The sequence below is a fragment of the Vibrio sp. 5S239 genome (assembly GCF_041439575.1).
In the GTDB taxonomy this organism is placed as follows: domain Bacteria; phylum Pseudomonadota; class Gammaproteobacteria; order Enterobacterales; family Vibrionaceae; genus Vibrio; species Vibrio kanaloae.
Genome location: NZ_JBGOOM010000004.1, coordinates 143,541 through 159,133 on the forward strand (window position 1 = coordinate 143,541; position 15,593 = coordinate 159,133).

Here is a 15,593-nt window from a genome sequence, read left to right on the forward strand (position 1 = left end):
GGATTTAACATGTCAGGTTTTCAACAACACACCGGATTAGTCGTTCCTCTAGATACGGCCAACATCGATACTGATGCAATCATTCCAAAGCAGTTTCTACAGAAAGTAAACCGTACTGGTTTTGGTAAGCACTTGTTCCACGATTGGCGCTTCCTAGATGATGCAGGCCAACAACCAAACCCTGAGTTTGTAATGAACGAAGCTCGCTACCAAGGCGCTTCAATTCTTCTAGCTCGTGAAAACTTCGGTTGTGGCTCATCTCGTGAACACGCACCTTGGGCGCTTGCCGATTATGGTATCCAAGTAATGATCGCACCAAGCTTTGCCGACATTTTTTACGGTAACTCGATCAACAACCAAATGGTGCCAGTTCGATTGACTGAGCAAGAAGTGGATGAGCTATTCCAATTCGTTGAAGCGAATGAAGGTGCAGAAATTACGGTTGATCTAGAAGCAATGAAAGTCAGCGCGAACGGCAAAGAGTACTCGTTTGAAATTGATGAGTTCCGTCGTCACTGCTTACTGAATGGTTTAGATAATATCGGCCTTACACTTCAACACGCCGATAAGATTTCAGAGTTTGAAGCTAAGATTCCTAGCTTCCTAAAATAATGAGACGTTTCTGAATAAATCTAAAGGTTGGCCAAGTGCCAACCTTTTTTATTTGGCTAAGCTTTTAACTTAACTTCATATGTTTATTTAAATGAAGAGCAATGAAAGAAAATGGTAAGCCATAAGGTCTTAGTAGTCAGTCATCAGGAGAATGCCATGAAACAACTACTTTTTATTGTCAGCCTACTTTTCTCAACCTTAACTTGGTCTGCGCCTAAATCCGATCTTTGGCCATACTGGAACCAAAGCGACGAAACCAATCTAGAACAGGTATCTCATCAAGATTGGCAGCAATTCCTCGATAGCTACTTGGTTAAACAGGGGCAAAATACGTTAGTTAGATATAAAGCGGTGAACACTGCCGATAAGACCAAACTTAAGCAATACATCAAGCAACTCGAACAGGTGAATCCGCTCGACTATTCAAAAGCGGAGCAGTATGCCTACTGGGTTAATCTATATAACGCCGTGACTGTCGATTTGATTCTTGATGCCTACCCGATCAAATCCATAACTAAACTTGGCGGACTATTTAGTTTCGGGCCGTGGGGAGATGATGTAGTCGTCGTCAATGGTAAATCACTGACACTCAATGATATTGAACACCGGATCCTAAGACCTATTTGGCAAGACCCACGCACTCATTATGCAGTGAACTGTGCCAGCCTAGGTTGTCCTAACCTACAACTTCAAGCCTTTACGACTGACAACACCGAAGCTTTACTCGAACAAGCAGCCTCTGAGTTTGTAAACAGTGATAAAGGCGTACTGGTTACAAATAATAAGCTTCAACTATCATCAATTTACGAATGGTTTGCTGTGGATTTTGGTACGAAGAAACAACTTATTCAGCACTTAGACCAGTATCGAACTGAAGCAGTAACCAATACTCAAAACATCAGTTATGACTACGACTGGTCGCTCAACCAAGCAAACTAGCGCTAACGCTAAAGTTCATCATTAAAGAGAAATAAAAAAGAGGCTAGAGGTTTTGATTAACCACTAGCCTCTTCTCAATTCTTTGAGGGTATTTCTACGATTAAAAACTTGAGCCCGGTTGCTGCAAGAATTCAATTTCTTCGGGAGTCGAAGCTCGCCCTAGCACCTCATTACGATGAGGGTAGCGACCAAAACGCTCAATGATGACCTTGTGCTTAAACTCAAAATCCAGATTATGTTCTAATCCCGTTTGAGAAAAGAGTTCCACGGCTTGTTCATGGACTAACAAAGATTCACTGTGCATATAAGGCATATACAGGAAGCTTTTTTGTTGCTCGTTAAGCTGGTGATCAAAACCACCCGCTACCGCCTCTTGAGCTAGAGCTAACGCCATCGGATCAGCCGAAAAAGCTGTCGGACTGTTTCTACCAATATTTCGAGAAAACTGATCAAGCACGATAATCTCAGCTAAACGCCCGTGTGCGCTTTGTCGCCATTCAAATAGCTCACCTTGAACGGCTGCTTTATGCAGTTCAGCAAATCGAGACTCAATCACAACGTCAATCTCGGCGCCGCCAGTAAACCAATCTTTAGGCGTTAATTCATCGAACCAAAACTCTAGAACATCCTGATACGTTACCGTCATATAATTCCTTTTAATAAAAAACCGAGTAACTTTGTTATTACTCGGTTTAGTGTTCAACTACTTAAAGCCTTTGACCTTCTTTATCAGATCATAAGCATTCTGAATTTCTTGCGATTTCTCTTTCGCAACATTCATCATCTCAGGCGGTAAGCCCTTCGCCATCAGTTTATCTGGGTGATGTTCATTCATCAGTTTACGGTAGGCTTTCTTCACCTCTTTACCGTCAGCACTTTCACTCACACCAAGAACCTTATATGCATCGCCAAGCTGGTTCTGTTGCGAAGCCTGTTGCCAACCTGATGACTGTCCGTGACCTTGCTGACCACCAAAGCTTCCACCTTGCTGCTGGAAGCGGAATGCCGCTTCTTGCATCTGTAGGCGGCGATCTAGTTGTTCCGAAGAAAAACCAAGCCCTTGAGCGATCTTATGGAGAACCTGACGCTCGCTTGGATGCAAGCTCCCATCAGCAAACGCTGCTGAAATTTGCAGTTCTAAGAAGAATTGCAATAGATCAAAACGACCGCCTGATGAAATCTTCACGCGTTCAAGCGCATCACTTAACGGAAAGTCGCTCTCTTTACCATCACGGAAAGCATCTTGCGCGGCTTGACGTTGTTCACCATGCAGATTCATGCGCTCCATCATAGTGGAAGCTAACTGAATTTCTTCAGGTGTTACCTGACCTTTAGCTTTAGCGACATGCCCCATAACCGCAAAAGCGGCTTTAAAAAACTCATTCTGCCTTTCTACTTGGCTTGGCCCTCGGCCAAAACCAGAACTATTAAAACCCGATTGGTTCAACCGACGAGCTTTATCGAACTGGTGTCCTAAAAATAGGCCAAAAATCAGACCAAGCGGACCTCCAAATAAAAAGCCAAAAAAAGCGCCCAAAATTTTGCCAAATATTTGCATTATGTGTTCTCTATCTATGAATTTTATCTGAGTAATGCTGTCTGATGATGCTGAATGCTAATATTTCCTTTATCATAAGGAAAATGCTTTATTAATTGGATTGATACTAGATCAACCCTTCATCTAGTGACACAGGATAGTTCAACTTCATGCAATCTTTTTCCCGCACCTTGTTAGCCGCGTCTATAAGTACGGCGTTATACGTGTCGACAACTCAAGCTGAAACAATCACCGATAGTAGTGTGCAGGAAATGCCCTCTATAGATCAATGCTTGATCGAGCCCGCTGCAGAAAACGAGACGCAGCTACCCGCACATGTTGAGTCAGATCGCTTAGAAGCTATCAATGGTGACAAGGCAATATATTCAGGTGACGTAAAAGTTACGCAAGGGAACAAGACCATCCTTGCTGATAACGTAACCCTGCACCAACAAGAAAACATCGTTGTAGCTGAAGGCAACGTAAACTTTAGTGATGGTCAAATAAAGTCAGTATCGGACAGAGCAACCAACAATCTGACTACCGACGAAATGACATTAGAAAATACCGATTACGAATTTCTTTGTGAACCAGGTCGCGGAAACGCGGTTTACGTGTCTAAGACTGGTAAAGCGGTTTATGAAATTGAAGATGGCTCAATCACCTCTTGCCCTATTGGCGACAACGCTTGGCGCCTAAGAGCCTCAAGTATCAGTGTCGACCAAGACGAAGAACAAGCCACTTTTTACAACCCTCGTTTTGAGATCCAAAGTGTTCCCGTTTTTTACTTACCGTATTTGACCGTACCAGTCGGCGATACCCGTAAAACCGGCTTCTTGTATCCAACCGTTTCGTATGGTTCAAGCGATGGTTTCGAAGCTGAAGTCCCGGTGTATTGGAACTTGGCACCAAACTACGATTTGGAAACCACACTCAAGTACATGCAAGAGCGCGGTACTCAACTAAACAGTAAATTCAGATATTTGAGCGACTTTGGTTCGGGTAGTATCAAGTCAGAATACCTACCTAATGATAAAAAGTACGAAGAGAAAGGCGACCGTTGGGGCGCTCAATTAGAGCACTCTGGAATATTCCAACAGTCTTGGTTATTTGAACTCGATTACTCCAAAGTGAGCGATATCGATTACTTTACCGACGTCAACTCAAGCAGTATTGGTAACCGTGAAGATGGGCAACTACTTCAAGAAGGCCAAGCTACCTATCGTTCTCAAAATTGGGATGCTTCTATACTTGTCCGAGATTTCCAAGTCCTTACAACCACCAATAACTTGCCTTATCGTCTCATGCCACAACTCGAGTATAACTATTATGCTCCTGAAGTAATGGAATATTTAGACTTCGACATGATCAGCCACGTCTCGATATTTGACACTGACGCAAAAGGTAAGCCTTCAGCTACTCGTGTTCACGTTGAGCCTGGCATTACTATCCCAGTCGGAAATACCTGGGGAACTTGGACAACAGAAGCGCGATTACTGGGTACATACTACCAACAAGATCTTGATGGCGTTGATACTGGTACGGGGTCTGATTATGAAGGCTTAGAAGAGTCAGCAAGTCGAGTTATCCCTGAATTTAGAAGCCATGCTGGTATCGTTCTGGAACGAGATACCACGATTGTTGGCAACTACACTCAAACACTCGAACCACAAGTCCAGTACCTTTATGTCCCGAAAGAAGATCAATCTAACATTGGTCGTTACGACACCACTTTACTGCAAACTGATTATTACGGTCTATTCAGAAGCCGTAAATACAGTGGTGTAGACCGTATTGCATCAGCAAATCAGGTGAGTTACGGAGCATCATCTCGCTTTTTTGATGATGAGTATAAAGAACGTCTTAACATCTCTTTTGGGCAGATCTTTTATATCGATAAAGATACTAAACAAAACTTAAATGATGATGACTCAAGTAAAAATACCAATTATTCATCTTGGGCGGTAGAGGTTGACTTTAACTACGACGATTACCTGTTCTATCACGGTGGTGTACAGTACGATATTGATACCTCTGCAATGCAGCTTGCGAATAGTACTATTGAATATCGCTTTACTGGCGGTTACATACAAACAAACTACCGCTATGTAACCAAAGAGTACATTGAAGACACCGTTGATTTTAATATTGGCTCAATTACTAAAGATGGTATCTCTCAAGCTGGTTTACTCGGTGCTTACCAAATTTCACCTAAATGGAACGCAAGCGCTCAATACTTCTATGACTTGACCACCGAAGAAGAGCTCGAATGGTTAGCTCGAATCAATTATAAATCAGATTGTTGGTACATTGGCTTTACCTACAGCAACCAATTACGCAGCTGGGAAGGCGATTACATCAACACATCGAACGCGTCACCCGTTTATGAAAACAACTTCAGCGTGAACTTCGGTATTGTCGGCTTTGGTACCAACATTGGCTCAGATTCTGGCGCTGTCGGTGAAAGCAGCTCTGATAACGCATTGAGCTATGGCCGTCCATTCTTCTTAAACAACTAATTTTCTTTATTGATAAAACATCAATAAATTTAAAGGATTACACATGACATTGTGGAAACGCACATTAATTGCTATCGCAGCGGCTTGTACTTTATCAACAAGCTACGCAGCCCCGGTTGAACTCGACAGCGTAAAAGTGATCGTGAACGAAGGCGTGATCTTACAAAGCGATATCGACGCTTCGATGAAGACACTGCGCGCAAACGCTAAGAAAAGCGGTCAAACATTACCATCACAAGATGTACTCAATGAGCAAGTACTGGAAAAGCTGATTATCGATACCATTCAGACTCAAGAAGCGGAGCGTATCGGTGTTCGTATTGATGATGCTCGACTTGATCAAGCAATTGTAGGCATCGCGGAAAACAACAACCAAACGGTAGAACAACTTACCGCGTCAGTTGCCGAAGAAGGCCTGAGCTACAATGCATTTCGTGAACAAGTAAGAAAAGAGATTGCAGCAAGCGAAGCTCGTAACGCCTTAGTTCGTCGCCGTATCAATATTCTTCCAGCAGAAGTGGATAACCTAACGGATATCTTAGCGCAAGAGACCAATGCCACTGTTCAATACCAAATTGGACACATTCAACTACGCTTCAATGACGAGCAAACAAAAGAAGAGCTAGAAGTTCAAGCTAAAGAGCTAGTTGAAGCACTCAACTCAGGCAAAGATTTCAGCACCATGGCTTATACTTACTCTAAAGGTCCTAAAGCACTGCAAGGCGGTGACTGGGGTTGGATGCGTAAAGAAGAAATGCCAACCATTTTTGCAGACCAAATCAAAATGCAGAATAAAGGCAGCATCATCGGTCCTTTCCGCAGCGGTGTGGGTTTCCATATCCTGAAAATTGAAGATGTAAAAGGCTTAGAGACTGTTGCCGTTACCGAAGTGAATGCGCGCCATATATTGATTAAACCGACCGTCATCTTAAGTGACGACGGGGCAAAGGAGCAACTTGAGGAGATCACTCGTCGTGTCAACGCTGGTGAAGCTAGCTTTGGTGATCTCGCTCAGCAATACAGTCAAGATCCAGGCTCAGCAGTTCAAGATGGTGAATTAGGCTATCAGACACCTGATTTGTACGTGCCTGAATTCAAACACCAAGTAGAAACATTGCCTGAAGGCAAAATCAGTGCACCATTTAAAACGGTTCATGGCTGGCACATCGTCGAAGTACTCGACCGTCGAGAAGTTGACCGTACCGATTCAGCTTTAAAAAACAAAGCTTACCAAATTCTATTTAACCGTAAGTTCAATGAAGAAGCAGGCGCTTGGCTACAAGAAATAAGAGCCAGTGCCTTTGTTGAAATAGTTGAGGAAGACCAAGATGACAACTAAACGTATTGTCATTACCGCGGGTGAACCTGCTGGAATAGGCCCAGATTTAACTCTGGCCTTGTCTCAAGAAAGCTGGCCACATCAACTTGTGGTTTGTGCCGATAAGACACTACTTGCGGAGCGAGCTAAGCTCCTCGGTATCAAAGTAGAGTTTCTGGATTACGACGCAACCGCAGCTAAGGAGCCTCAACGCTCTGGCACACTGGTTGTGAAACACGTTCCATTATCTGAAAGCACCATTGCAGGTCAACTCAACGAGGCCAACGGCCATTACGTATTAAATACTTTAGAAACCGCAGCAATTGGCTGTATGAATGATGAATTTGATGCTATTGTCACCGGCCCTGTTCACAAGGGTGTAATTAACCGGGCTGGCGTTGCTTTTAGTGGCCATACCGAGTTTTTTGCAGAGAAGTCCAATACACCGCTCGTGGTGATGATGTTGGCAACTGAAGGGCTGCGTGTTGCACTAGTAACAACACACATCCCACTAGCTTATGTATCTCAAGCCGTGACCGAAGACAGATTAGAGCGAGTTATTGCGATTCTGAATAAAGATTTGGTCGAAAAATTTGCTATAGAGAAACCAACTATTTATGTGTGTGGTTTGAACCCGCACGCGGGCGAAGATGGTTGTTTAGGTCACGAAGAGATAGAAACTATTACTCCTACGCTAGAAAAAATTCGCCAAAAAGATGGTATTAATTTAGTTGGCCCATTGCCAGCAGACACCATCTTTAATGAAAAATATTTGCAAGATGCAGATGCTGTTTTAGGTATGTATCACGACCAAGTGCTCCCAGTACTGAAATACAAAGGCTTTGGTCGCTCAGTGAACATCACACTTGGCTTACCGTTTATTCGCACATCAGTCGATCACGGTACTGCCTTAGACTTGGCAGGGACAGGCCAAGCCGATACAGGGAGCTTTAGAACAGCGCTCACGCACGCCATTGAATTAGTAGAGAAAAAGCAATGAAAAATGATGTCCACTTAGGGCACAAAGCGCGTAAACGTTTTGGTCAAAACTTCCTTAACGACCCATACATTATTGATGGAATCGTATCGGGCATTAACCCACTACCAGGTCAGAATTTAGTTGAAATCGGCCCAGGTCTTGGTGCCATTACAGAGCCAGTTGGTAAACTTGTCGACAAGTTCACGGTAATTGAGCTAGATAGAGATCTAGCGGAACGTCTGCGCAACCATCCGGATCTTACTGATAAGTTAACGATCCATGAAGGCGATGCGATGAAGTTCGACTTCGAACAACTCGTGAAACCCAACAACAAGCTTCGTATCTTTGGTAACTTGCCATACAACATCTCTACCCCCTTGATGTTCCATCTTTTTGAATTCCATAAAGACATACAAGATATGCACTTTATGCTTCAAAAAGAAGTAGTTAACCGTTTAGCAGCGGGGCCTGGCAGCAAAGCTTACGGTCGTCTTACTGTCATGGCTCAATACTACTGTAAAGTGACTCCTGTGCTCGAAGTGCCGCCAACAGCCTTCGTTCCGCCACCGAAAGTAGATTCTGCAGTCGTGCGCCTTCAGCCATACGAAGTGCTACCTTACCCTGCAAAAGATCTCAAGTGGCTAGAGCGAGTCTGTCGTGAAGGCTTCAACCAACGCCGTAAAACGGTTCGTAACTGCTACAAGAGCTTAATCGATAAGGAAGTGCTTGAAGAGCTAGGTATCAACCCAAGCATGCGCCCTGAGAATTTAACGCTCGAGCAATTTGTCGATATGGCGAACTGGTTGTACGACAGCCACAACGCTGACAAATAAATAAAAAGGCTCCTACACTTCGGTAAGGAGCCTGTTTTTTATTTAACACTTCTAGGGGCTTTCGCCCTCAGCATACCAACAATAAAAGGTGCGAATATGGATATATCTACGCCTTGTATCAAATGCCAGGTTCACTCTAAATACATACCAGAGCAATCTGAGCCAACGAAGAATCGTTACGTCTTCGCCTACATTATTACGATAAAAAACCTCAGCAAAACAACAGTGCAACTGATGTCTCGCCGCTGGTTGATTACCGACTCTAACGGTAAGCAACTCACCATAGAAGGTGATGGTGTCGTTGGGCAGCAACCTGTTATTGAAGCCAACGACGAATACACCTATACAAGTGGTACCGTCATCGAAACCCCTGTAGGCGTTATGCAAGGCCATTATGTTATGACGGACCACAAGGGTATTGATTTTATAGCCGAAGTCGAGCCTTTCAGGCTAGCGATCCCCAACATTCTTAATTAGCTATATACTAAAAATAATTGGAGTTGCTGTTAGGTAACAAGAAAGAATATCTATGATCATCGGTATTCTTTCTATGTGATTAGGATGAACTTGCGCCGTTAACGACGCTGCAGCTTCAAGTATAAAGAACATACATCAGCATCTATAGGAAATTACTTTGTCGAATTATATTGTCGGAGACATCCAAGGCTGCTTCGACGAACTTCAACTCTTACTTGAAACCGTCAAATTTGATAAGCAAAAAGATACTTTGTGGGTCGCTGGTGACTTGGTCGCAAGAGGCCCTAAGTCACTTGAGACACTCAGATTTATCCGGTCTTTAGGAGAGTCCGCGAAGGTAGTATTGGGCAATCATGACTTACACCTGCTCGCAGTTTCGCTTGGTCTTTTTCCAGCAAAGAAGAAAGATCAAACTCAGCCTATTTTAGATGCTGATGACAAAGACGAGTTGCTTGAATGGCTTAGAGAACAGCCTTTAATGCAAGAGCATGACCAATTTGTCATGACCCATGCTGGTATTTCTCCACAATGGACAATCAAGCGAGCGCGTAAAGAGAACAAAAAGGTCACAGGACTATTGCGTTCAAAAAAATGGAAGTGGTTGATTGAGAACATGTACAGCAATTCTCCTGACTTGTGGTCAAAAGAATTGAGCGATATAGAGCGCTATCGATACGCCATCAACAGTTTTACACGCATGCGCTTCTGCTTTCCTGACGGACGTTTAAATATGGGCTGCAAGCTTCCTCCAAAAGAGGTGGCCGACCACGAATACATCCCTTGGTTCGACCTTCCTCAAAGAGTTCAGCTAGATAAAACCGTATTATTTGGCCACTGGGCAGCACTTGAAGGCTATAACGGAAAAGACGTTATTGGACTTGATACGGGGTGTGTTTGGGGCGGAGAGCTAACGGCACTTCGTTGGGAGGACAAACAGTTTTTCACTCAAGCTGCGCTATAGAAGCACGAACTACGATAAGCTTGCGCTACTGAACCAGTAACGCAAGTATTTTTCAGAACCTAACTATTAATAACCACAGTTAACGCTCAAGGATCACAAACTCCATGTTGTGTTTGTTTTTCTCATCCGCTTGATAGGTATCATGAAAGCTCTGCTTCCAACCTTCTCCCCAATCTGGGAATTGAGTATCACCATCGACATCAAAATCGATATAGGTCAGGTACAGCTTGTCAGCTTTAGGTAAGCAAGTTTCATAAATCGAACCACCACCAATGATCATTACCTCTTCAACCTCACTGACTAGCTCTAAAGCTTGTTCTATCGAAGTAACGGTCGTCACACCTTCAATTTTCAAATTCTCATCACGACTGATTACAACATTCAATCGACCAGGTAAAGGTCGTCCAATCGACTCATAGGTCTTACGCCCCATCACTACTGGTTTTCCCATTGTAGAGCGTTTAAACCATGCGAAATCCGCAGGCAAATGCCATGGCATCTGGTTGTCTTTACCAATGACACGATTGTCTGCCATTGCTGCTATCATACTGATGATCATAAATCGAAAGTCCTGTTCTTAAAAGGAAAATTAACGCTAAACGATAGGTCTACGGCGGTAGAATAACAGCCCAGGCACCGCTAAGCCAATCGCCAGCCCAGCGATAATGAACATCGATTTCAAAAAGTTCTCCATCAAAATAGCGAGTAATTCAGGGCTGTACCCAGCTCGGTTAATTTCAACCATCGCAATCATAGCCTTAAAGGCAAACACACCTGGGACCATAGGAATCAAGGCTGCAACCGTAAATACCTTAGGGTGCGCTAACAGTTTATGCGACCACTGTACCCCTATCATGCCAACTAATGTCGCGGCAAAGAATGTCGCCCATTCGATAGGAATACCGAAGTGCATCATCAAATAACGGCTACCATGGCCAATAGAGCCTCCTAACGCACAATAAATTAAGGCTCTCTGCGGAACATTAAAGACCAGAGCGAACCCTACCGCTGGTACCGCCGCAAAAAACATATCATTGAGCAAACCAACCAACAATTCAAAAAGACTCATTAACTCACCCACCCCCATACGCCTGACAGGCTCATCGCTGCGACAATACCTAAACTGGTTGCCAGAGTTAATAAACTGGCCATGGTAAAACGGGCTAACCCCATATTGATATGACCTTTAAGCATATCGGCAACAGAATTAATGAGAGGAAAACCCGGCACTAGCATCAATACTGAAGATGCCATCACTATTGTGGGTTGGCCTCCAATATTATAAAGCACCGCTTGAGCAGAAATCGTAGTAGTAACAAAGGCTGTGATAGCGAAGTTCAATAACGGATTGAAGTGACGGTGACCGATCTCTTGTCTGACGATCATACCGCAGGCTGAAGCAATAAAAGTCATCATGAATACCTGCCAATCTCCACCAGCAAGGCGGCTAAAAGAAGCACACGAAAAACCTATCATAATGACAACTAACCAGCGATTGTAGCGTTCAGGGCTAATTTTTTGGATCTTTCTATAGGCCAGTCCATAATCGAGAATCCCCTTCTCCATCATGATACAAACTCGCTGAATATCAGTGATCACCTGCATGTTGAGACCACGGTCAGCACAGCTTCGAGTGGTGGTAATACAGTGATCATCCATCATCGTTGTCACAACAAGCGCATTGGCTGACAGTGCGACTTCTACTTCATCTACTCCACAAGCGATACCAATACGACGCATGATATCGCCAACCAGTGTGCTTTCGGCACCATGTGCTAGTAGCATTTGTCCTGATTGAGCGACGAGTCTTGAGATCGCTCTTTGCTTTGATGCCATGATTCCCTTCCCATAGGCGTTAAATATATAGAGATAAATTTTGCATTAAAAATAGGAAGTACATAATGATGCAGATACAAAAAAACCGCAATTTTCATTGCGGTTTAATAAAATTATCAGCCTATCTGAGAAAAAGTGCCCAAAGTGCTCATAAGAAACGACGAGGATTAGTCACGAACATAGATAACATGGCCGTCATCTTCTTCGTCATCCCAATCATCCCAGTCATCACCATCTTCAGTAACGACATTCTTACCACTCATTGCATCTTTATGGTAGTCATCCCACATAAAGTCCACTTTTTCTTCTTCTTCCACTTCTACAGCTTCACGAGGTAGGTTTTCCATAAACTCACCGAGCTTGAAGCAAAGATCTTTGGTGCCGATTTTGTTCACAGCAGAGATCTTGAAGTACTCGTCTTCCCAACCCAAAGCATCGATGATTTCTTGAATCTTTTCGTCTGCTTCTTCTTCAGGCATTAGGTCAACTTTGTTGAACACTAACCAACGAGGCTTCTGTGCCACTTTCTCACTGTATTGTTCAAGCTCATCAATAATCGTCAGCGCATTCTGAATAGGATCAGAACCATCGATAGGCATGATGTCGATCATGTGTAGCAGAACACGGCAACGCTCAAGGTGCTTCAAGAAGCGAATACCAAGACCAGCGCCATCGGCTGCGCCTTCGATCAGACCTGGGATATCGGCAACGACAAAGCTCTTCTCAGGCACCACACTCACCACACCCAAGCTTGGGATCAAAGTGGTGAACGGGTAATCCGCTACTTTTGGTTTCGCTGCAGATACTGAACGAATAAAGGTAGATTTACCTGCGTTTGGTAGGCCAAGCATACCAACATCAGCGAGCAGAAGAAGCTCTAAACGTAGTTCGCGAACTTCGCCTTTAGTACCCATTGTCTTTTGACGAGGGGCGCGGTTAACAGACGACTTAAAACGCGTATTACCAAGACCGTGCCAACCACCTTTACCCACCATTACTTTTTTGCCGTGTTCAGCAACTTCAGCAACAATTTCATTAGTGTGGATATCAACGGCACGAGTACCTACAGGCACTTTCAGTGTCGTGTCTTTACCACGTTTACCCGTACAGTTACCACCACGACCGTTTTCACCACGTTCTGCGTTGTAGAAGCGTTGGAAGCGATAATCGATCAGTGTATTTAAGTTCTCATCTGCTTGGATGTAGACATCACCACCATCGCCACCGTCACCGCCATCTGGGCCACCTTTAGCGACGAACTTTTCGCGCCAAAAACTTACTGTACCATTACCGCCATCACCGGCTTCTATTTTTACTACCGCTTCATCAACGAATTTCATTTTTCAACTCCGCACTTACGTTGCGTTACCACTCACCAAGGAGTGATATAAATTCTAGCAGATCCGAGTTTAGATCGATCACCTAAGATCTAGATCGATCTGCAATCAGGGAACAAATAAGGAGAGGTTCTTTGCTTTCTGTTTATAAAAAAAACAAGTGACTTCTAACAAACCAAACTGTTTATCAAAAATCAAACGACTTCTCAAAACCAAAGCAAGAGCATCTACTTTTTTATTCTCGCTATAAATAAAAAACCCTGCCGAATCGGCAGGGCTTTTGAATTCAGCTTGAAAGCTAATAAAATAATCTAGTTAAAGATTAAATTACTCAGCTTCGATGCTTACAAACTTACGGTTTTTAGGACCTTTTACTGCAAATTTCACTTTACCTTCAGTAAGAGCGAAAAGAGTATGGTCTTTACCGATGCCAACGTTTGTGCCAGCGTGGAACTTAGTACCACGTTGACGAACGATGATGTTACCTGCAAGAACAGATTCACCACCAAAACGCTTAACACCAAGACGTTTGCTTTCTGAATCGCGGCCGTTATTAGTAGAACCGCCAGCTTTTTTATGTGCCATTGTTAAACTCTCCTAATACTTAAGCGTTAATGCCAGTGATTTTCACTTCAGTGAACCACTGACGGTGACCAGCTTGCTTACGCGAGTGCTTACGACGACGGAACTTAACGATTTTTACTTTATCGCCACGACCGTGTTGTACTACTTCTGCAGTAACCTTGCCACCTTCAACAAGAGGTGCACCAACAGCGATTTCTTCGCCGTTAGCAACAAGAAGAACTTTATCAAATTCAACAGTTGCACCAGTTTCAACGTCTAATTTCTCTAAACGAAGTGTTTGACCTTCGCTTACTCGGTGTTGTTTGCCACCAGATTGGAAAACAGCGTACATATTTTACTCCGCTTTTTCCGCACAGCCTATGGTTGTTATTTGTACAACTCGGGTGTGCGCTAAACTAATCAATAGGGCGCAGATTCTACGGGAATCATGCCGCTATGACAAGCCATATTTTTAAAAAATTGGCGAAAACCTGTTCGCCAAAGAAAAGTGCGGCAATCATGCCTTTAAGTGATGTATTAATCAACGTTTTTTAGTGTATTATTCAACAATTAAACACAACGTATAAGCCTTACAGGGTCTAACTTCAGCCGGATGAACAATGGATTTTAAAGCTATCCAAACGCTTACTGCCAATGAAATGGCAAAAGTGAATGAAACAATTCAAGCCCAACTTAATTCTGACGTAAGTTTAATCAACCAGCTTGGTTTTTATATCGTTAGCGGTGGTGGCAAGCGCCTACGCCCTTTGCTTGCTCTTTTATCTGCTCGCGCACTTGGTTATCAAGGTGAAGCTCATATTACTTCTGCAGCCTTTATTGAGTTTATTCACACCGCGACTCTGCTTCATGATGATGTCGTCGACGAATCGGATATGAGACGCGGTAAAGCCACAGCCAATGCCGCTTTTGGTAATGCCGCTAGTGTTTTGGTTGGTGACTTTATTTACACTCGTTCGTTCCAAATGATGACAACCTTAGGATCCTTAAAGATCCTTGAGCTAATGAGTGAAGCGGTAAACGTGATTGCCGAGGGTGAGGTTCAACAATTGATGAACTGCAACAATCCGGATACCACAGAAGAAAGCTACATGCAGGTGATCTACTCTAAGACCGCTCGCTTATTTGAGGCTGCGACACAAATCGGCGCAATTCTTTCAGAATCTTCACCTGAAGTCGAAACGGCAATGCAAAACTACGGTAAATACCTAGGCACTGCATTCCAACTGATTGATGATGTGATGGATTACACTGCTGATGGTAAAGAGATGGGTAAAAACGTTGGTGACGATCTTGCTGAAGGCAAACCAACACTGCCTCTATTGTACGCTATGCACAACGCTGCTCCAGTACAAGCGAGTATGATTCGTGAAGCGATTGAAAAAGCCAACGGGATGGAACGTCTCGACGACATTATGTCTGTAATGAAAGAGACAGGCTCTTTGGAATACACGACAAATAAGGCGTATGAAGAAGCAGATAAAGCGATTGCTGAACTATCCGTAGTTCCTGATTCCGAATATAAGCAAGCCCTAATAACCCTCGCACACTTGGCCGTTAAACGCAGTAAGTAACCGAGTTAAGATGAATACTCCATCTTAAAAGCACTGTCTTATATAGATAGACAAAAAGAGCCTTAGGGCTCTTTTTTTTATCCTAACAA

General features: G+C 43.6%; 17 protein-coding genes. 9 read left to right on the forward strand and 8 right to left on the reverse strand.

Translation table 11 applies throughout. The annotated features are described in order from the left end of the window. Positions 1 to 9: 9 nt before the first annotated feature. Positions 10 to 612, forward strand: a complete 603-nt coding sequence (gene leuD / locus ACED48_RS05235; RefSeq protein WP_017055980.1) for a 3-isopropylmalate dehydratase small subunit — start codon at positions 10 to 12, stop codon at positions 610 to 612. Between the two features lie 156 nt (positions 613 to 768). Further along, a complete protein-coding gene (locus ACED48_RS05240) occupies positions 769 to 1,551 on the forward strand; it encodes a DUF547 domain-containing protein (protein WP_017055979.1) in 783 nt (260 codons plus the stop codon). Positions 1,552 to 1,651: 100 nt separating this feature from the next. On the opposite strand, the gene ACED48_RS05245 is transcribed toward ACED48_RS05240, so the two are convergent. Continuing rightward, the gene (locus ACED48_RS05245; RefSeq protein WP_017055978.1) at positions 1,652 to 2,197 is read right to left on the reverse strand and encodes a DUF924 family protein; all 546 of its coding nucleotides are present in this window, start codon (positions 2,195 to 2,197) and stop codon (positions 1,652 to 1,654) included. A gap of 57 nt (positions 2,198 to 2,254) precedes the next feature. Further along, entirely contained in the window at positions 2,255 to 3,109 is an 855-nt protein-coding gene (djlA, locus tag ACED48_RS05250) for a co-chaperone DjlA (protein ID WP_017055977.1), read from the reverse strand. A gap of 149 nt (positions 3,110 to 3,258) precedes the next feature. On the opposite strand from djlA, the gene lptD reads away from it, so the two are divergent. From lptD to ACED48_RS05280, 6 genes are all read left to right on the forward strand, one after another. Further along, the gene (lptD, locus tag ACED48_RS05255; protein WP_032547886.1) at positions 3,259 to 5,607 is read left to right on the forward strand and encodes an LPS assembly protein LptD; all 2,349 of its coding nucleotides are present in this window, start codon (positions 3,259 to 3,261) and stop codon (positions 5,605 to 5,607) included. 43 nt (positions 5,608 to 5,650) lie between these two features. Beyond that, entirely contained in the window at positions 5,651 to 6,946 is a 1,296-nt protein-coding gene (surA, locus tag ACED48_RS05260) for a peptidylprolyl isomerase SurA (RefSeq protein WP_017055975.1), read from the forward strand. Then, positions 6,936 to 7,925 carry a 4-hydroxythreonine-4-phosphate dehydrogenase PdxA gene (pdxA, locus tag ACED48_RS05265; protein ID WP_017055974.1) on the forward strand — a complete coding sequence of 330 codons (990 nt, stop codon included), beginning with the start codon at positions 6,936 to 6,938 and terminating at the stop codon, positions 7,923 to 7,925. Before surA ends, pdxA begins: the two co-directional genes overlap by 11 nt. Continuing rightward, positions 7,922 to 8,737: a 16S rRNA (adenine(1518)-N(6)/adenine(1519)-N(6))-dimethyltransferase RsmA gene (gene rsmA / locus ACED48_RS05270; protein WP_017055973.1), complete on the forward strand. Its 816-nt coding sequence runs from the start codon at positions 7,922 to 7,924 to the stop codon at positions 8,735 to 8,737. The genes pdxA and rsmA overlap by 4 nt, the downstream gene beginning before the upstream one ends. Before the next feature lie 96 nt (positions 8,738 to 8,833). Beyond that, the gene (gene apaG, locus ACED48_RS05275; RefSeq protein ID WP_017055972.1) at positions 8,834 to 9,214 is read left to right on the forward strand and encodes a Co2+/Mg2+ efflux protein ApaG; all 381 of its coding nucleotides are present in this window, start codon (positions 8,834 to 8,836) and stop codon (positions 9,212 to 9,214) included. Between the two features lie 157 nt (positions 9,215 to 9,371). After that, positions 9,372 to 10,175, forward strand: a complete 804-nt coding sequence (locus ACED48_RS05280) for a symmetrical bis(5'-nucleosyl)-tetraphosphatase (protein WP_017055971.1) — start codon at positions 9,372 to 9,374, stop codon at positions 10,173 to 10,175. 79 nt (positions 10,176 to 10,254) lie between these two features. On the opposite strand, the gene folA is transcribed toward ACED48_RS05280, so the two are convergent. From folA to rplU, 6 genes are all read right to left on the reverse strand, one after another. Continuing rightward, entirely contained in the window at positions 10,255 to 10,734 is a 480-nt protein-coding gene (gene folA / locus ACED48_RS05285) for a type 3 dihydrofolate reductase (RefSeq protein WP_017055970.1), read from the reverse strand. A gap of 36 nt (positions 10,735 to 10,770) precedes the next feature. Next, a complete protein-coding gene (locus tag ACED48_RS05290; protein WP_017055969.1) occupies positions 10,771 to 11,244 on the reverse strand; it encodes a threonine/serine exporter family protein in 474 nt (157 codons plus the stop codon). Beyond that, positions 11,244 to 12,011: a threonine/serine exporter ThrE family protein gene (locus tag ACED48_RS05295; protein WP_017055968.1), complete on the reverse strand. Its 768-nt coding sequence runs from the start codon at positions 12,009 to 12,011 to the stop codon at positions 11,244 to 11,246. Before ACED48_RS05295 ends, ACED48_RS05290 begins: the two co-directional genes overlap by 1 nt. A gap of 167 nt (positions 12,012 to 12,178) precedes the next feature. After that, entirely contained in the window at positions 12,179 to 13,351 is a 1,173-nt protein-coding gene (gene cgtA / locus ACED48_RS05300) for an Obg family GTPase CgtA (protein ID WP_017055967.1), read from the reverse strand. A 324-nt stretch (positions 13,352 to 13,675) separates the two neighbouring features. Then, positions 13,676 to 13,933: a 50S ribosomal protein L27 gene (gene rpmA, locus ACED48_RS05305; protein WP_004735905.1), complete on the reverse strand. Its 258-nt coding sequence runs from the start codon at positions 13,931 to 13,933 to the stop codon at positions 13,676 to 13,678. A gap of 19 nt (positions 13,934 to 13,952) precedes the next feature. Beyond that, positions 13,953 to 14,264 (reverse strand): 50S ribosomal protein L21, encoded by a 312-nt coding sequence (gene rplU, locus ACED48_RS05310; protein WP_004740823.1) that lies wholly within the window; start codon positions 14,262 to 14,264, stop codon positions 13,953 to 13,955. A 268-nt stretch (positions 14,265 to 14,532) separates the two neighbouring features. Between rplU and ispB the strand changes: the two genes are divergently transcribed. Beyond that, on the forward strand, positions 14,533 to 15,504 hold the full coding sequence (gene ispB, locus ACED48_RS05315; RefSeq protein ID WP_017055966.1) for an octaprenyl diphosphate synthase: 972 nt from the start codon (positions 14,533 to 14,535) through the stop codon (positions 15,502 to 15,504). The last annotated feature ends 89 nt before the right edge of the window (positions 15,505 to 15,593 follow it).